The sequence below is a fragment of the Vagococcus sp. CY52-2 genome (genome assembly GCF_022655055.1).
In the GTDB taxonomy this organism is placed as follows: domain Bacteria; phylum Bacillota; class Bacilli; order Lactobacillales; family Vagococcaceae; genus Vagococcus.
Map to the genome: position 1 here is coordinate 1,339,522 of NZ_CP093384.1, position 17,764 is coordinate 1,357,285.

Sequence of the window (17,764 nt, forward strand, 5' to 3'; positions counted from 1 at the left end):
AATATTTTTTTCTTCTTAACAAAATTCTTTATACTTTAGAAATATCCTTTTTTTCGTTATAATACATTTATACTCAAAGGAGGAATTCAAGTGCTAACAATTAAACAAATTCCAACAGGTGCAATCCAAGAAAATTGCTACTTAATTTATAATAATCAATCATTACTGATAGTCGATCCAGGTGACGAGGCAAAAAAAATCGAATCTGCCATAGATGAACTCAATGTAAAACCTGAAGCTATTCTTATTACACATGCTCACTATGATCACATTGGTGCGGTAGATGAAATCAGAGATAGATACAATATTCCTGTATATATTAGTCCAATTGAACAATCATGGCTGACTGATCCACAATTAAACTTATCAGGTCTAGCTCGTCATGATGATATGGCTGATGTAACTGCTAGAGAAGCTGAATTTGAATTTAAAAACTATGATACATACACTATTGGTGACATGACATTTAAAGTCGTTCCAACACCTGGACACTCACCAGGTAGTGTTAGCTTTATTTTTGATGATTTTGTTGTTTGTGGTGATGCTCTATTTAGAGGTAGTGTCGGACGAACTGACTTACCTTTTGGCGATTCACAAACCTTGCTTTCTGGTATAAAAGCTGAATTATTTACTCTGCCAGATGAATTCAAAGCCTATTCAGGTCATGGCCCCGTAACAAGTATTGGTCGTGAAAAACGCGAAAATCCATTTTTTAATTAAAGAGCTTTTAACTCCTTAGATAATTAAATTTTTCTAAGGGGTTTTTTTTCGAAAAAAGATTTGGTTTTAAAAAAAGATAATGTATACTTAATTGTGATAAAAAGGAAAAAGGAGACTATTAAGAATGGATTTTTATAATATATTAAAAGTGATCTTTTTAGGGATTGTTGAGGGGATTACAGAATGGCTGCCAATCAGTAGCACTGGTCATTTGATTTTAGTAGACCAATTTTTAAAGCTTGATGCTTCAAATGACTTTAAAGAAATGTTTAATGTCGTCATTCAACTAGGAGCAATTCTCGCCGTAGTGGTTCTTTATTTCAATAAATTAAACCCATTTGCTAGAAATAAATCTGATATTGAAAAAAAAGATACTTGGTCTTTATGGTTCAAAGTAGTGGTTGCATGTATTCCAGCAGGTGTCTTAGGAATTTTGTTTGATGATTTTTTAGAGGAACATTTTCATAAGTTTGTCCCTGTTGCGATGATGTTAATTCTTTATGGTGTACTATTTATTATTGTTGAAAATAGAAATAAAACCATTAAACCAACCACAACAACGCTTAATCAACTAACTTATAAAACTGCCTTCATTATTGGTTTATTCCAAGTGCTGTCATTAATACCTGGAACATCTCGTTCAGGTGCTACTATTATTGGGGCAATAATTATTGGCTGTTCACGTTATGTAGCAGCAGAATTTACTTTCTTTTTAGGAATTCCTGTCATGTTTGGAGCTAGTGGGGTTAAGATTTTGAAGTTCTTATTAAAAGGAAATTCGTTTGGTTCTCCTGAAATCATCTTATTATCAATTGGCACAATTGTTTCATTTGTCGTTTCAATATTAGCGATCAAGTTCTTGATGGGTTACATCAAAAAACATGATTTCAAAGTTTTTGGTTGGTATCGAATTATTTTGGGAACCATCATTCTCATTTACTGGTTAACAACATTATAATCAATAAAAACCGTTTAAGAAGCGATTCATCGCTTCTTTTTTTTATAATCATTCTCATTGATAACGACTATCAATCCCATCTAGATTATAACTATTCTAATCTAGATTTTTTTGTGTTACACTTAGTTCATAAGGAGGTAATACAAATGACTTATATTAAAGAAAACAAACAAATGCTTGCCACAATCGTCTGTGGTACCCTTATGTTATTAGGTTTTATTGTAGACAAAAATCACATGAATTTTGCTCCTATTATTTATATTATCGGAATGATTATCGGTGGATTTTCACAGACAAAAGAAGGAATCGAGGACACAATTGAGAATAAACATTTAAGTGTCGATTTATTAATGGCTCTAGCTGCTATTGGTGCCTGCACAATTCAATTTTATTTTGAAGGAATTATGTTAACATTTATTTTTTCATTAAGTGGTTCATTAGAAGAATACACAACAAGTAAAAGTAAAAAAGAAATTGAAAACCTAATGGCTATTCAGCCGGAAAATGCCTTTTTATTATTAGCTGATAATACAACAAAAGAAGTTCCTGTTGCAGAGCTAAAAATTGGTGATACATTGCTTGTTCCTAAAGGATCAAGTGTCCCAATTGATGGAGAATTATTAAGTGATCACTCTTCCGTTGATGAAGCCGCCATTACAGGCGAATCTATTCCAGTCGAAAAATTACATCATGATGCTTTATTTGCTGGGACAATTAATGTAGGAAATGCTATCTCGATGATAGTAACCAAAGAAGCTAAAGATACCTTGTTTAGTAAAATCATTCAATTAGTTGATGAGGCACAAAACACGCCTTCAAAAACAGCGAGTTTCTTAGATCGATTTGAAAATACCTATGTTAAAGTTGTATTGGTTATTGTCCCACTAATGATTTTCCTTCCTTATTTCGTTTTAGGTTGGACTTGGAATGAGAGTTTCTATCGTGGGATGGTTCTATTAGTTGTCGCCTCTCCTTGCGCTCTTGTTGCCTCAGCTACACCTGCTACTCTAGCTGCTATTTCTAACGGGGCAAAAAATGGCGTTCTTTTTAAAGGTGGCGTCTTTTTAGAATCACTCTCTGATTTAAAAGCTATTACCTTTGATAAAACAGGAACTCTTACAAAAGGAATTCCTGTTGTAACAGATGAAATATTTATTGAAACCCAATGCGATAAAGCCATTTCAGCTTTAGTGACCATTGAAAAAAATTCTACTCATCCTTTAGCCAATGCTATTGTGAGATTCTATCAAGATTCAAAAGTATCTATTAACGATACACTTATTGTAGAAGAAATTACAGGATCAGGTATGCAAGCAACTGAAGAAGACACTTTATGGAAAGTTGGAAACAGTGATTTTGTGACAAATAAACACCTTGATAATAAAACGCTGGAAAAAACATTGCAATTACAGCAAGAAGGAAAGACAGTCATTTATCTATCTAAAAATAATCAAGTAGTGGCGTTCTTTGGATTACTTGACGTACCAAAACCTGAAGCGATTGAATGTGTTAACTATTTTAAAAAAGTTGGTATTACAACTACTATGTTAACAGGTGATCATCACCAAACAGCCAATGCTGTCGCTCAAATAGTTGGCGTGGATCATGTAATAGCTGACTGTCTACCCGAAGATAAAACGATTTTTATTAAAGAACAAAAAGATAAAGTTGGAACCAACGCTATGATTGGTGATGGAATAAATGATGCTCCAGCATTGGCAAATGCAACGATTGGTGTTGCTATGGGGCAAGGAACTGACATTGCTATTGATGTTGCTGATATTGTATTAATGCAAAATGATTTAAATAAATTGGCGATGAGTCACGAAATGTCTCTAAAACTAAAAAAAATTGTGACTGAAAATATCATCTTTTCTATTTCTATGATTGTTTTATTGATTATCTCAAATTTCTTACAAGTCATTAACCTTCCATTAGGTGTTATTGGACATGAAGGGAGTACCATTTTAGTCATATTAAATGGTTTGAGACTGTTAAAACCAATCAAAAAAGAAAAAAAAACTTTCTATACTCAACCCAAAACAAAGACAGCTAACTAAAATCTTGGACAAATTGTCCAAGATTTTTTCATTGTCATTTAGAAAACTTTATGATATAGTTTTAAAAACTAGATAAAGGAGTTTTTAATATTGATTAATTCTATTACGGATGATTTAACAGATTTTTCTCTACCTGTATGGGATGAATTACCAGATATTGATGTTTATATGGACCAATTAGTTACTATTATTGATCGATATTTACAACCTTTATCTGAAAATGGCATACCTTTTAAGCCATTAACCCCCTCAATGGTAAATAATTACGTTAAATTAAAGTTAATCCCTAAACCAATCAAAAAAAGATATAGTCGAAAACATATTGCAAGGATTATTGTAATTACTATTTTAAAACAAGTATTTGATATTCCTTCTATTCAACAAAGCATTGATTTACAAACTGAAAATACTAATTCAAAAGATGCTTACAATTTATTTTGTCAGTATCTTCATGAATCACTTCATGCTTTTTCAACACAGGGAGAAACAATTGTATTTAATAATCCCGAAACAGATATCGCCCCTATACGTTGGGCATGTATTACAATTGTGAGTAAATTATTTACAGAATGCGCCCTCACATCTACGCTAAATATGATAAACAATAAGGAGATGGTATCACAACATGACTGAAAAAATGGCATTATTTGTTGATTCCGGAATGGACTTACCACCAGAAATCGCAGCACTAGATGGTGTATTTATTGTTCCTTTAAGTATTAATTATTCAAATGGGAGCTTCTTGGATAAAATCGATATCACAGCCGCTGAAATTTATGACCGATTAGATCAAGAAATCCCCACAACGTCTCTTCCCTCACTTGAAATTATTGAAAATACTATTCAGCAAATAAAAAATGAAGGATACACACACATATTAGCTGTATCTATTTCTAGTGGCTTAAGTGGGACTCACAATGCATTAAGATTATTATTAAATGGTCATGAAGATATCACCTCTCACATTATTGATACGAAAAGTATTGGTATTGGTGGTGGGATACAAGCTGCTTACTTAAAAGAATTAATTGACAAACACTATTCATTTGATTCTCTTGTTGAAATTGGAGAATTGTTACCTAAAAAAGGTCGGATCTTTTTTAGTATTCCGACTCTTGAATATTTAAAAAAAGGTGGAAGAATTGGTTTAGTTACTTCTATTTTAGGGACAGCTTTAAACCTTAACCCAGTGATTTCATGTAATGATGAAGGGATTTACTATACGGTGACAAAAGCTCGTGGTAGAAAAAAAAGTTTACAAAAAATGATTGACCAATTAGTCGCTTTTGGTGAAAATAGTACAGACTACCGCATAGGCATTGCATATGGAACCTGTCAAGAGGAAGCTGAACTTGTCAAAAAAACAATTGAGGAAAAATTACCACATGCTACAGTTATTTATTTTAATGACGTCAGTCCTGTATTAGGGGTTCACACTGGTCCAGACGTCATTGGTGTCACTATTTTAGATTTAAATTAAGAAACATTGCAATTAATTTATTGCAAACTGATTATGGTTTCTGTATAATGAGAATGTTGATTACATATGATTTATCAATGTAAACTCTATGTCGGAGGTGAAAATAAATGCCAAATATCGAATCTGCTATCAAACGTGCTCGCACTAGCAAGATTGCAAACGAGTCTAACTCTGCAAAATTAAGCAAAATGCGTACTGCTATGAAGAAATTTGAAAAAGCTGTAGAAGAAAATGCTGATAATCAACAAGAATTATTAGTTGCTGCTACACGCGAAATTGATATGGTTAGTGCAAAAGGATTAATCCATCAAAACAAAGCAAACCGTGAAAAATCACGTTTAGCTAAAAAAATCGCAAAATAAAAAAACTTGATTGACTGAATCTTTTGATTTCTAGTCATCAAGTTTTTTCTTTTATTTAAATTGTTTCATTAAAAAGAGTTCAAACAACAAATTAGCATCCATATAACCTGATTTCATCTTATAATCATTTTCGACTAAATAATCAAAAATAGCACCTAGTGTTTTTAAATCAAATTTTTTTGCTTCTTGTAGTGATAGTTTTATTCTATAGGGATGGATTTTCAACACATCAATCATATTACTTTGTTGATAATGCCTTTCTGCCATTATTTTCACTTGTAACAACAAACGAAACTGACTAATTAAAATAGCGTTAATTTTAATAGGGTCTTCTCCTTGTAGTAATAATTCATTATATAAAGCCAATGATTGCTCTTTTTGATTAGCTAAAATATACTTCAGTAAGTCAAAAATACTATGTTCTAGTGACCTTGGGATGAGTTGTTTAACCATCTCTTTGGTTATTTTTTTTGATTCAGTTGCTACCAAAAACAATTTATCTAATTCATTCATCATTTGGCTAAGATTAGCATTCGTCAAATAAATAAATTCTTCAAACGCCTCTTTGCTTATCTCGTAGCCTTCATTTTTTATCGTATCTGAAACATATTGTTGTGCCAAACGATTCGTCATATCCGAAACATCAATCAGTGTTGCTTCTTTTTTTAATTTTTTTACTATTTTCTTACGTTCGTCTAACTTATCATAAGGTGCTAAAAACACTAATATCGTTGATGGGGAAGGCTCATCAAGATAGTCTAATAATGTATTTAAATTATGTTCAACATCTGTCTTTTTCTTTTCACCTGTCAAAAAGTATGGTTCTTGAATGAAGATAATCTTTCTTTCTCCAAAAAAAGGAATCGTTTGTGCTTCTATCATAACGTTATCTAACAAGTCTTGCTTCATATCAAAAGTCATCAAGTTAAAAGATTGCTCTTCTTCTTCCATGCCAGATGCGATTAATTGTTGTTTAAATTGATTAGTAAGATACCGCTCTTTTCCCAATAGGACATAAACAGAATCAAATTTTTTTTCTTTAATTTTTGCGATTTCTTTTTGAAAACTCACTTATTACGACACATCCTTCTTGTCTTCTCTTCACTATTCTAACAGATTTTTATTTTATTGACTTCATTTTCAACATCTCTTTTTTAAAAGGTAACCATTTTTGATAAATCATCCCATCTTCATCTGTCCTAAAAATAGTAATATGATGATTGGTTAAGGTATCCAGTGTTTCTGGTGAAGGATGTTTAAATCGATTATTTTCTCCGACAAGTATTATAGCTTGGTTGGGATCTACTTTTTCTATGAAGTCATGATAACTAGATGTTTTACTACCATGATGCCCAACTTTAATACAGTCTGCCTTTAGGTCATCTTGTTTGTATTGATCCATTAAACGCAATTCTCCTTCTTTTTCTAAGTCACCCATTAATAAAAATGCTTTTTGATGAATCGTAACCTTTAATACAAGCGAATCATTATTTTGACCATCGCCTACACCTAAAGGAGATAATACATCAAATTGTAAATTAGATAGCGTTAATTGATTTTTCTGAGTTACTGGATGAACAGATGATACATTCATTTTCTCTAATTTTCGTTGGAAATTCTCTTGTTCATATGCCCCTGGTGTGGTAATAATCTGTTTAATCGTTACCTCTTCACTTAATCGGTCCATATCACCAAAATGATCTTCATGAGCATGTGTAATAAAAAGAGCATCTAGTTTTGATATCCCCTTACTTTTTAAAAATGGCAGTAAAGTGTAATCAGCATTTCGCTTACTGTTTATTTTTTGCTTCCAAGCCTCTTGCTCAAAAGATAAACTTCCGCCTGTATCAATTAAATAATTCCCTTGATAAAATGGAAGCTGAATAAAAATCGCATCTCCTTGTCCTACATCAACAAAAGCAATTATACCAAAAGGATTGATGTATTTAATACTCAGTATCATAAACGGACTTAGCAAAATAAAGGATACCTGTTTTGCTGATATTTTTTTTACTTTCTCCCAGTAAATTAAACAACCAAATTGGCCAATAATGATAAGAATAAGTAATACTTTAGAAAATGTTCCAGTTGTGACTTGAAACATCGTCCACTTTTGACACCATATAGCAAATAAATGAATCATTCTCACAATACTTTCTATCGAAATGATAATAAAGTTGGGTAAGAATGCTAACATTATGAAACTAATGACTAATAGTGGTAGTAATACTTGGAATAAAATAGGTGTGAATAATAAACTAAATAAACCAGATAAAATATTGAACTCAAAAAAGTAATAGCAAATTAATGGAAGAGAAAAAAACGTTAACAATAATTGAAAAAATATTGTCTGTTGATATTTTTTATAGATGGATATAATTGGTTGGATAAATATAATTAAAAAACTTAAATAATAGCTAAGTACTCCCCCAATAGTCAGTAAAACGGTTGGAAATAAAAACGTATGGATAAATAATGTCACACTCCAACAATCCAGTGAACTCAAATACCACTGATAATGAGTTGAACTCTTTTTTATAATATGTTGCAAACTTGCTCGAATCACTCCAACACTATAACCTGAGAGACCAACGAATAGCAATAAAAATAAACATTCTATGATTGACGTGGCTTCTTTTGTAATGCCTGCTCTTAGTAATACTGATCGTATCATCATCACTAAAAAAGTAACATGTAGACCAGACAAAGCAAATAAGTGCGACAAACTTAATTTATTCCATACCTCTCTATTTTCTCCGTCATTGATTCCTAATAGTAAACTAGTCATGTAAAACGACGTATAAGGTAAAAAAGTTTGATTAATTGACTGATAAGAAGATGCTCGAAAACTTGATATCAACTCAATTGGATGAATAATAGATAGTGATTTTTCTTTAACTTCCACAATATCTTTTAGCTGATAAATTCCAACGACTTGTTGAGAAAATAAATAGTTGCTATAATCAAAACCATTTAAATTGCGTTTTGATTGTGCTGAAACTTTTTCTTGACTGCTCGTTATAACCAATGGGTGATTAACTGATAACAAAGCCTCTTTTTCTTCTTTAGAAGTCAGTTTATATCGTAAAAAATAGCGACGATGATTCTTCTTCGCTTTAGCTTTAACAAAATCACCGTCTACTTGTAATGTGTCAGGCAGTACTGTCCATGTTTCTTTATCTTCATTAATAAATACATCGTGTCTATAAGGGACTGTTAGAAAAAAATAACCATTTGATAAAATAAAGCAAACAATACTCAGCATGAATAGCCTAGAATTGTTTAAACGCCATACATGAACCGTACAAAATAATACTAAAAAAAGCCCTATCCACGATTGATTTAATAAACATAATAGCCATATCACAAATATCATCAAAGGATAAAAAAAATACCCCTTTACAGAGGTATTTTCTTTAATCATTGTCTTCACCAAAAGCAAGTGTGTCAAAATATTCTTGAGATAACGTGACTTTATCAATTGTTGCGCCCGCTTGTTTAATCAATTTCATTGCATAATCATCATTTCGATAATCTTTCAAATAGTGAATCATTTTAATCCCCGCTTGTAAAATCATTTTAGTGCATTGTAAACAGGGAAAGTGTGTCACATAAATTTCTGCCCCATCTGTTTCAACGCCAAATTTTGCGCATTGTAAAATAGCATTCATCTCTGCATGGATGGTTCGTACACAATGTCCATCAACAAGGTAACATCCTTCATCTATGCAATGAACATCTCCCGTTACAGATCCATTATATCCTCCAGCTATTATTCGTCTATCTCGGACAATTGTTGCTCCAACTGATAATCTTGTACATGTGCTACGTAAAGATAACAATAGACTTTGAGCCATAAAGTATTGATCCCAAGGAATTCTTTCTCTTCTCATCTTTAAACCTCTTTTTCTTTAACTTAAGTTTATTGTAATTGATTTTTAATGTTTTAACTAGTTATTTTATTTATTCAACTATAACATCTTCCACTTTTCTATTCTTCTACACTATGATGGATGATTTTAAACTTTCAAAAGTTTTTTCACCAATACCATCAACATTTGTTAAATCTTCTATTGTTTTAAATAACCCTTTTTCTTCACGGTATTTAATAATACTTTCTGCTTTTTTCTCACCAATACCATTTAATGTTTTTAACTCATCTATGGTTGCTGTATTAAGATTAATTAAATCTGACTTACTTGAGTCTTGCTTGTCTTTTCCATTACTTTGTAGCATTGGTATGTCATCTAGTACTTCGCCCTCTTTTGGGATGTAAATAACCATTTGATCACTTACACGCTCAGATAGATTCACCCGTTTATCATCAGCATTAGATAAAAATCCGCCTGCTAATTCCACGACATTCAATACTCTCATATTACCAGTTACTTGATAAATACCTGGATTGATAACCGCACCCTTAATATCTACATACATCTCATCAGTTGATATAACATTTTTTTCAATATTTTCTCTTAGTGTACTATTCGTTGTGATAGTGGTGGACTCCTCAACTATTATCTTATTTGCAGAAAACATTCTTATCAGCACAAAAGCACTCACTATAATCATACTTACAACGCCAAGTACAAGCCATTTTTTATCTTCTAATTTTTTAAAACGATTCATCTTACCTCTCCTTTCATTAATAGATACGAAAAAACACACGTCTTATTCCTAAGGCGTGTGTTTTTCTAAGTAATTTATCGCATCTTGAATCGTTTTAACAGGTACCACTTTTAGTGAAAGATGATTTTTATCCGCTGATTCCTTGGCTAATTCATAATTCGTTTTTCCTTCTGTTTCATTATTCGGGGCGAAAAATATCGTTGCTCCAGCTTTTTCAGCTGCCACTACCTTTTTCTCGATTCCGCCAATATCTCCTACTTTTCCTTTATCGTTAATCGTTCCTGTCCCTGCAATATTTCGTCCTTGTTTTAAATCTTTCTGACTTAACATGCTATAAAGTTCCAAACTAAACATTAATCCCGCTGAAGGACCACTTACACCTTGTGTATTAAATTGAATGTCTTTCTTAGTATCAATAGATGTTTGATCCACAACAGTCACACCAATTCCCGGTCGATTTAATTTTGGTAACTTAATAATTTTTCCATCAGCCACTTCTTCGTGCCCATTTCGCTCATAACCAATAGAAAGAGATTCATCAATTGGCATCTTTTGTAAAGTTTGAATAAAATCATTCGATTGTAGCATTGTCTTTCCATTTAATTTTTGAATTAAATCACCCACTTCTAATTTTTTATAAAAACTAGAATAGTCTGCAACAGATAATACATAAATCCCTTTATATACACGCCTATAAGGAATATCAGCTAATTCCAATGCAATCTGGATGGCTTCATTTTTTGAGTCTTCCATATTATATTCTTGAATACGTTCATACTCAGCTGAATTGGAGTCACCTAATATGTCTTGTTGGGGAATTAGCTCTGCATTACGATCCAATTTACTTAATAAAACCGTTAAAACATTGGCTTTTTGGACTTGAACTGTCGTCATCATAAACGAGCCTTCTTGCGTATCCTTTTTACCATCTACAGTAATAATTTGATTTAATTTATCAGCACTACCTGGCGATTCAATATAATAGGGTAATGGAAAAATTAAAACAAATAAAATCACTAAAACACCTAACACTTTTAGATAAAATGATTTCTTTTTAAAAAGCTCCTTGTTCATGACTATAACCTTCTTATTATTTAAATTTTAATTTGAGTGCGTCATTGACCTTTTCTGGAACAAAATCGGTGATATTTCCTTGAAATTTAGCAATTTCTTTCACCATACTAGAACTGATATGATTATATTCTTCATCAGAAATCAAAAAAATGGTTTCAATGTGAGAAGAAAGATGTTTATTTAAAACGGCAATACTTTTTTCATATTCATAATCTAATTGATTACGAATACCACGTACTAAATAATCTGCCCCTAACTCCTCAGCAATTCGAATAGTTAAGTCATTATCACATAATCTAACTGAAACATTTTCTAACTCTTTTACTTCTTCAGCAATAAAGTTTTGCCTTTCAATTGGAGTAAATAACGTTTTTTTGGTCGTATTAGTAAAGACTCCTACCACTACTTCATCAAATAATCTACTGGCTTTTTTAATAGTATTTAAATGCCCATTGGTTACTGGATCAAAACTCCCCGGAAAAAGAGCAATTCTTTTTTTAATCATCTTTTCCCTCCTTCAACTGATAAATTCTGACTTTTGTCACACCATATTGCTGTTCTCGTTGTAAGACTAATTGACCAATTATATCTGGTAATATAACATGTTTATCCATCTCACAAATGATTTTTGCCTGTTTTTTTAATAAATTTAATGATTGTAAATCCATCATATTTTTTTCTAACTCTTCTTTAGCATAAGGTGGATCTAAAAATACATAGTCACACAGCACGCCTTGTTTAGATAAAAAATGAAGTGCTTTAGATGCATCTAATTTTTTTACAATAAAAGAATCTGGTTGTTTTGTCATTGCTACGTTCTCTTCTATAACTTTTACAGCGGGGAAAAAAATATCAAAACAATACGCTTTGTCCATACCGCGTGAAACACTTTCTACTGCTAGGTTACCACTGCCACTATATAAATCCAAACACACACCACCATCAAAATAAGGTCCAATCATGTTGAAAATTGATCCTTTTATTTTATCAGATGTGGGCCTAGTATTATCCCCTTTTAATGATTGTAATTTTCTTCCCTTAAATTCACCTGCAATCACTCGCATGATATTTCTTCCTCTCTATATAAAACTGGCGATAAAAAAAGTATTTGTCTTATGTCAGACAAATACTTTAATCATCAAATTCTGCTAAGCGAATTTCTGTTTTTTGCTCTTCAAAATCTAACGGTTCATCATGACAATCTTGATTTCCTAATCTATTAGTAAAATTCATATTAATATCTGGTCTAAAAGACTTGTCTACACTTCTAACAAAAAACTGTTTATTTAATTTTTCAATTGTTTCTTCAACAGACTCTTCATCTACATATAAAACCACATATTTCATTTTTTTTGATACATAATAAACATAGCCAAATCGTTTTAGATTTCTTAATTGTTTTAAACTATACACCCAAACGATTAAACCACGTCTTGGCATTAATTCCAATTCATTTGTTAACATGACATGTCCCTCCACATCCTTTTTTAGCAAATTCAAAAAAGGGATTTCCTGCATCAACTTTTATCGTATCAGATATGGTTTGAGCAATATCTAGACTAATATAGTCTAACACATTTTGAACAGTTGTTTCACTTATTTTAAACGTTGCAACTAATTCATTCGTATCTAGTGCCCGTTTGGATTTTCTTAGTGCACGTCTTGTTTCCTTAAAATCAGGGGCATACTTCCCATAAGGTTCTATTTTTTCAAACGCTTCTTTTTTAGTTAAAAAATCTGACACTAAATCAGATACCTCGCTACTTTTATCAATCGCTTGATAGGCATGGAGATAATCTATCACAGTTTGACTATTTAATACATCTTTAGCTAACTGATTAACTTTATCTTCTAAATCAAATAATTCATCATTATAAATCATTTTTTATCACTACTTTCAGTGGTTAGTGAAGTATTTACTGCCTTTTGATTAAATAAGACCAATACTTGATTTTTATTAAAGGCAATTCCTATATACTCATCCTTCGCATCATTAATTTCTTGTTGGTCAAATCGATTAACAAACCAGTTTGACACAATAAATGGCACATCACCCATACTTTGGACGAATAAACCATGTGTTCCTTTGTCAATAGGCTTTCCTAGTTTTAATAGACGTTCTAACTCTTCATCAACTAAAATAAAACTATCACTGGGATTACTTGAATCCACTTTTTCTTGCCATTGGTCTAATCTTTCTTCTTTTTTTATAACTAGTTTGGGATCTGCATTAAACTCTTCTAGAGCTTTTTTGCTTTCTAAAGCTAATTCAGCATCTAACTTATAAGGTTTACGATTGACCCTTTCACGCATAATATTTAAAATCGTAAACATTTGTTCTGTATTTGCTTGATTAAATTGATTCCACTGCTCATCTGTTAACTCAACTGGTTGAAGAAAGACTTCTTCGTTTAATTGATAGGGAATCATTTCCACCAAAGTGCTCTTACTAACATAGCGAACTCCTAATAGTTTTCCTGTATCATAATTAAAATGTAATAAAGCAAACGTCCCGTTATCAAAAGCTATGAGTGGTCGATAATTCATATCGTCTTCTGTGAGCTCTATTTCATATTTTTTATCACGATAGTCAAACTCGAAATTAGGATAAATTGTTGTGATTTCTGATATATCACCTAATGTCATATCCATACTAAAAGGAGAAACGTCAACTTTTGTCCCTAAAACAAACACACTTGATACTTTATCATCTGTCAACTCAACTTGATAATAATCGGTGTTCTTATCTCCATAAACCAACCATTTTTTATCAATACCCACAACCCATTCATTTTTAGGATTAGGCATTTTTTCTTTTAGTTGCTTTTCTGATAACCCGATAATTGTTGCTAATCCCGTAGCATTTAGTTCATTTTGTTGATTAGATTTTGTTTGAGGTTTTACCTCATTAACAACCAATTCCTCTACTGAATTTGGAGATCTTTGTGACAAGACGACTGGTTTCATATAAAAAAATGCCAGCACTATTAAAAACACTAAAATAAATTCTCCTATACGTCGCATCTTGTCACCTCTCCTAAAAGTATTATTAAATCGTTAATTCAACTAATAAATCACCTGCTTGAATGGCTTCCTCATCTGACACCAGGACACGTTTTACAATCCCATTGCGTTTTGCATAAATAGTTGTTTCCATCTTCATAGCTTCAGTAATCATAATAGGATCACCTTTTTGCAAAGAATCTCCTGGTGTTACTAATACCTTTAAGACAGAACCTGGCATTGTTGCGGCAACGTGTGCACCATTTGTTGGCTCAGCCTTTTCTTTTGCCATAACAGTTGATTTGATATTACTATCTTTAATCACAATTTCACGGCGTTGACCATTTAAATTAAAGAATAAGACGCGATTTCCTTCAAGGTTAGGCTCACCGATTTCATCTAATGTGATAATCAATGTTTTTCCTTTTTCAATACGCACTTCAACTGTTTCTCCCACACGCATTCCTTGGAAGAAAGTTGGTGTATCAAGTAATTCCACATCACCATAAGTATTATACATTGTCATATAATCTAGAAATACTTGTGGGTACATGATATAGCTGATTACTTCTTTATCTGTCGGTTCACGGTCAATTTTAGTTGCTAATTCTGTTTTTACTTTATCAAAATCAACGGGTTCTGCTAAACTACCAGGACGAACTTCGATTGACGGACGACCATTTAAAATGGTTTCTTTTAACTTTTTAGGGAAACCGCCAGTTGGTTGACCCAAATCACCTTGGAAGAAACTAATCACTGACTCTGGGAAGTTTAACTCACTACCTCTTTCTTCCACATCTTCTTCAGTCAAATTATTTTGAACCATAAATAGTGCCATATCTCCCACTACTTTTGAAGATGGGGTTACTTTAACAATATCGCCAAATAAATAGTTCACACGTTCATACATTTTTTTGATGTCTTCCCAACGATCACCAAGCCCAACTGCTTTGGCTTGTTGTTGTAAGTTAGAATATTGTCCACCTGGCATTTCATGTTGGTAAACTTCTGTTTGAGGCGCATTAATACCATTGCCAAATGGGGCATAGAAAGCTCGCACATCTTCCCAGTAGTGATTAATTTTTTGAACAGATTCAATATTAATATCTAAATCACGGTCACCATTTTCTAACGCATAATATAAACTACTCATACTTGGTTGACTTGTTGAACCACTCATAGCACTCATCGCCACATCAACAATATCAACGCCTGCTTTAGCGGCTGCAGAATAAGTAATGATTCCATTACCTGCTGTATCATGTGTATGTAAATGAATTGGCACATCAACGGTTGCTTTTAATTCAGAAATCAAATGATACGCCGCTTGCGGTTGTAATAAACCAGCCATGTCTTTAATCGCAATAATATGAGCTCCCATATTTTCTAAATCACGTGCCATTTGTTTGTAATAAGCCATATTGTATTTTGGACGACGAGGATCTAATACATCTCCAGTATAACAAATAGTCGCTTCAGCAATTTTATCGGCATCTCTTACATACTGAATACTTTTTTCCATCTGTGGCAACCAGTTTAGACTATCAAAGATACGGAATACATCAATGCCTTCTCTAGCTGCAACCGTAATAAATTCTTCAATCACATTGTCTGGATAATTTTGATAACCCACAGCATTTGATCCTCTAAATAACATTTGGAACAAAGTATTTGGCATTAACTTACGTAATTTCTTCAATCTCACCCAAGGGTCTTCATTTAAGAAGCGATACGCTACGTCAAACGTTGCCCCACCCCACATTTCAAGTGAAAATAATTCTGGTATAAGTTCACCTGTTTCTTTTGCAATTCGTTTTAAATCATTTGTTCTGACACGTGTTGCAAGTAAACTCTGATGAGCATCTCTAAAAGTGGTGTCTGTCACTAAAACAGACGACTGATTTTTTACCCAATCGACGACAGCATCAGGTCCTTTGGCATCTAAAATCATTTTTGGTGTTTCAATTCGTTTATCTGTTGTTGTAATAATTTCAGGAATTCTAGGAGAAGAATGGTATTTTTTCTCATGTTTTCCAATTCCAGGGAAACCATTGACTGTGACTTCTCCAATATATTTCATTGTTTTATTTCCACGGTCACGCATTTTAGGGAAATTAAATAATTCGTCTGTTGTATCAATAAACGTTGTCGTTGCTTCTCCGCTCGTAAAAACTTCGTGAGATAGTACATTATAAAGAAACGGAATATTGGTTTTAACACCACGAATTCTAAATTCTTTTAGTGCACGTAACATTTTTTGGACAGTTTGCTCAAATGTAATACCATGTGTACAGACTTTAACTAATAATGAATCAAAAAATGGCGTTACCATTGCTCCTGCAAAAGCATTCCCTACGTCTAAACGAATACCATAACCACCTGGGGAACGGTATGTATCAATTTTACCAATATCAGGTAAAAAGTTATTCAATGGGTCTTCTGTTGTAATTCGACATTGAATCGCATATCCGTGAATATGAATATCTTTTTGCTCTGGTAATCCAATTTCTTTATGTAAATCTTTTCCCATCGCAATTTGTAATTGACTAGTCACAATATCAACATCAGTAATTAATTCTGTTATCGTATGTTCTACTTGGACACGTGGGTTCACTTCAATAAAATAGAAGCTATCTTTATCAACTAAAAATTCTACTGTCCCAGCATTAATATAACCAACGTGTGACATTAATTTTACTGCTGATTGACAAATTTCTTCACGTTTTTCATCCGACATAGACACACAAGGTGCAACTTCAACTACTTTTTGATGACGTCGTTGAACAGAGCAGTCACGTTCAAAAAGATGGATAACATTGCCATGTTCATCCCCTAAAATCTGTACTTCAATATGTTTTGGATTCACAATGTATTTTTCAACATAAATTTCATCACTACCAAATGCAGCTTTAGCTTCACTTTTAGCCCGTTCATACCCATCGCGTGCCTCTTCATTATTATGAGCCACACGCATACCACGTCCACCTCCACCTAAAGCGGCTTTAATCATAATTGGGTATCCGAATTCTTCCCCAAATGCGACAACATCATCCACTCCGCTGACAGGGCCATCTGTTCCTGGAATAGAAGAAATCCCTGCTTCTTGAGCTGCTAATTTTGCTTTAATTTTATCTCCAAAAATATCTAAGTGATGTAAACTTGGTCCAATAAATTTGATTCCTTCTTCGTCACAACGTCTAGCAAAATGAATATTTTCAGATAGAAAGCCATATCCCGGATGGATGGCGTCTGCTCCACATTTTTTTGCGATACGAATGATATCTTCTATATCTAAATAAGCATCAATTGGTTTTTTTCCTTTTCCAACTAAGTAAGCCTCATCTGCTTTAAAACGATGAATCGAACGATCATCTTCAGTTGCATATACTGCTACTGTTTTTAAATTTAACTCAGTACACGCTCGAAAAACTCTGATAGCTATTTCCCCGCGGTTAGCTACTAATACTTTCTTCATATT

Annotated in this window: 17 protein-coding genes; 6 read left to right on the forward strand and 11 right to left on the reverse strand. The window is 32.6% G+C overall.

Going from position 1 to position 17,764, the window contains the following annotated elements:
* Positions 1–90: 90 nt before the first annotated feature.
* From MN187_RS06615 to rpsT, 6 genes are all read left to right on the forward strand, one after another.
* The gene (locus MN187_RS06615; RefSeq protein ID WP_117973046.1) at positions 91–720 is read left to right on the forward strand and encodes an MBL fold metallo-hydrolase; all 630 of its coding nucleotides are present in this window, start codon (positions 91–93) and stop codon (positions 718–720) included.
* A gap of 124 nt (positions 721–844) precedes the next feature.
* Positions 845–1,678: an undecaprenyl-diphosphate phosphatase gene (locus MN187_RS06620; protein ID WP_117973047.1), complete on the forward strand. Its 834-nt coding sequence runs from the start codon at positions 845–847 to the stop codon at positions 1,676–1,678.
* Positions 1,679–1,824: 146 nt separating this feature from the next.
* Positions 1,825–3,738 carry a heavy metal translocating P-type ATPase gene (locus tag MN187_RS06625; protein WP_242093659.1) on the forward strand — a complete coding sequence of 638 codons (1,914 nt, stop codon included), beginning with the start codon at positions 1,825–1,827 and terminating at the stop codon, positions 3,736–3,738.
* 90 nt (positions 3,739–3,828) lie between these two features.
* Positions 3,829–4,371: a DUF1836 domain-containing protein gene (locus tag MN187_RS06630; RefSeq protein WP_117973049.1), complete on the forward strand. Its 543-nt coding sequence runs from the start codon at positions 3,829–3,831 to the stop codon at positions 4,369–4,371.
* Positions 4,364–5,218, forward strand: coding sequence for a DegV family protein (locus MN187_RS06635; RefSeq protein ID WP_117973050.1), 855 nt, complete (start codon positions 4,364–4,366; stop codon positions 5,216–5,218). The genes MN187_RS06630 and MN187_RS06635 overlap by 8 nt, the downstream gene beginning before the upstream one ends.
* Before the next feature lie 107 nt (positions 5,219–5,325).
* The gene (gene rpsT, locus MN187_RS06640) at positions 5,326–5,580 is read left to right on the forward strand and encodes a 30S ribosomal protein S20 (RefSeq protein ID WP_117973051.1); all 255 of its coding nucleotides are present in this window, start codon (positions 5,326–5,328) and stop codon (positions 5,578–5,580) included.
* A 51-nt stretch (positions 5,581–5,631) separates the two neighbouring features.
* On the opposite strand, the gene holA is transcribed toward rpsT, so the two are convergent.
* The 11 genes from holA to MN187_RS06695 all read right to left on the reverse strand — a co-directional run bounded on the left by holA (position 5,632) and on the right by MN187_RS06695 (position 17,761).
* The gene (gene holA / locus MN187_RS06645) at positions 5,632–6,651 is read right to left on the reverse strand and encodes a DNA polymerase III subunit delta (protein WP_117973052.1); all 1,020 of its coding nucleotides are present in this window, start codon (positions 6,649–6,651) and stop codon (positions 5,632–5,634) included.
* A 49-nt stretch (positions 6,652–6,700) separates the two neighbouring features.
* Entirely contained in the window at positions 6,701–8,845 is a 2,145-nt protein-coding gene (locus MN187_RS06650) for a DNA internalization-related competence protein ComEC/Rec2 (protein WP_242093662.1), read from the reverse strand.
* Positions 8,846–8,996: 151 nt separating this feature from the next.
* Positions 8,997–9,473, reverse strand: coding sequence for a ComE operon protein 2 (locus tag MN187_RS06655; RefSeq protein WP_117973054.1), 477 nt, complete (start codon positions 9,471–9,473; stop codon positions 8,997–8,999).
* A gap of 106 nt (positions 9,474–9,579) precedes the next feature.
* Complete coding sequence (locus MN187_RS06660) at positions 9,580–10,209, reverse strand: helix-hairpin-helix domain-containing protein (protein ID WP_117973055.1); 630 nt, start codon at positions 10,207–10,209, stop codon at positions 9,580–9,582.
* 48 nt (positions 10,210–10,257) lie between these two features.
* Complete coding sequence (locus MN187_RS06665) at positions 10,258–11,283, reverse strand: SepM family pheromone-processing serine protease (RefSeq protein ID WP_117973056.1); 1,026 nt, start codon at positions 11,281–11,283, stop codon at positions 10,258–10,260.
* Positions 11,284–11,299: 16 nt separating this feature from the next.
* Positions 11,300–11,788, reverse strand: coding sequence for a pantetheine-phosphate adenylyltransferase (gene coaD, locus MN187_RS06670; RefSeq protein WP_117973057.1), 489 nt, complete (start codon positions 11,786–11,788; stop codon positions 11,300–11,302).
* Positions 11,781–12,347 (reverse strand): 16S rRNA (guanine(966)-N(2))-methyltransferase RsmD, encoded by a 567-nt coding sequence (gene rsmD, locus MN187_RS06675; protein WP_117973058.1) that lies wholly within the window; start codon positions 12,345–12,347, stop codon positions 11,781–11,783. The genes coaD and rsmD overlap by 8 nt, the downstream gene beginning before the upstream one ends.
* Before the next feature lie 67 nt (positions 12,348–12,414).
* A complete protein-coding gene (locus MN187_RS06680) occupies positions 12,415–12,747 on the reverse strand; it encodes a YlbG family protein (RefSeq protein WP_117973059.1) in 333 nt (110 codons plus the stop codon).
* Complete coding sequence (locus MN187_RS06685; protein ID WP_117973060.1) at positions 12,734–13,165, reverse strand: YlbF/YmcA family competence regulator; 432 nt, start codon at positions 13,163–13,165, stop codon at positions 12,734–12,736. The genes MN187_RS06680 and MN187_RS06685 overlap by 14 nt, the downstream gene beginning before the upstream one ends.
* A complete protein-coding gene (locus tag MN187_RS06690) occupies positions 13,162–14,307 on the reverse strand; it encodes a CAP-associated domain-containing protein (RefSeq protein WP_117973061.1) in 1,146 nt (381 codons plus the stop codon). The genes MN187_RS06685 and MN187_RS06690 overlap by 4 nt, the downstream gene beginning before the upstream one ends.
* A gap of 25 nt (positions 14,308–14,332) precedes the next feature.
* Positions 14,333–17,761 (reverse strand): pyruvate carboxylase, encoded by a 3,429-nt coding sequence (locus MN187_RS06695; protein WP_117973062.1) that lies wholly within the window; start codon positions 17,759–17,761, stop codon positions 14,333–14,335.
* Positions 17,762–17,764: the final 3 nt, after the last annotated feature.

What these genes read in the sequence shown, in the direction of transcription:
- MN187_RS06655 (WP_117973054.1), bottom strand. Translation starts at nt 9,473, where the DNA reads ATGAGAAGAGAAAGAATTCCTTGGGATCAATACTTTATGGCTCAAAGT.
- MN187_RS06620 (WP_117973047.1), top strand. Translation starts at nt 845, where the DNA reads ATGGATTTTTATAATATATTAAAAGTGATCTTTTTAGGGATTGTTGAG.
- MN187_RS06685 (WP_117973060.1), bottom strand. Translation starts at nt 13,165, where the DNA reads ATGATTTATAATGATGAATTATTTGATTTAGAAGATAAAGTTAATCAG.
- rsmD (WP_117973058.1), bottom strand. Translation starts at nt 12,347, where the DNA reads ATGCGAGTGATTGCAGGTGAATTTAAGGGAAGAAAATTACAATCATTA.
- rpsT (WP_117973051.1), top strand. Translation starts at nt 5,326, where the DNA reads ATGCCAAATATCGAATCTGCTATCAAACGTGCTCGCACTAGCAAGATT.
- MN187_RS06625 (WP_242093659.1), top strand. Translation starts at nt 1,825, where the DNA reads ATGACTTATATTAAAGAAAACAAACAAATGCTTGCCACAATCGTCTGT.
- coaD (WP_117973057.1), bottom strand. Translation starts at nt 11,788, where the DNA reads ATGATTAAAAAAAGAATTGCTCTTTTTCCGGGGAGTTTTGATCCAGTA.
- MN187_RS06680 (WP_117973059.1), bottom strand. Translation starts at nt 12,747, where the DNA reads ATGTTAACAAATGAATTGGAATTAATGCCAAGACGTGGTTTAATCGTT.
- MN187_RS06660 (WP_117973055.1), bottom strand. Translation starts at nt 10,209, where the DNA reads ATGAATCGTTTTAAAAAATTAGAAGATAAAAAATGGCTTGTACTTGGC.
- MN187_RS06635 (WP_117973050.1), top strand. Translation starts at nt 4,364, where the DNA reads ATGACTGAAAAAATGGCATTATTTGTTGATTCCGGAATGGACTTACCA.
- MN187_RS06665 (WP_117973056.1), bottom strand. Translation starts at nt 11,283, where the DNA reads ATGAACAAGGAGCTTTTTAAAAAGAAATCATTTTATCTAAAAGTGTTA.
- MN187_RS06650 (WP_242093662.1), bottom strand. Translation starts at nt 8,845, where the DNA reads ATGCTGAGTATTGTTTGCTTTATTTTATCAAATGGTTATTTTTTTCTA.
- MN187_RS06695 (WP_117973062.1), bottom strand. Translation starts at nt 17,761, where the DNA reads ATGAAGAAAGTATTAGTAGCTAACCGCGGGGAAATAGCTATCAGAGTT.
- MN187_RS06690 (WP_117973061.1), bottom strand. Translation starts at nt 14,307, where the DNA reads ATGCGACGTATAGGAGAATTTATTTTAGTGTTTTTAATAGTGCTGGCA.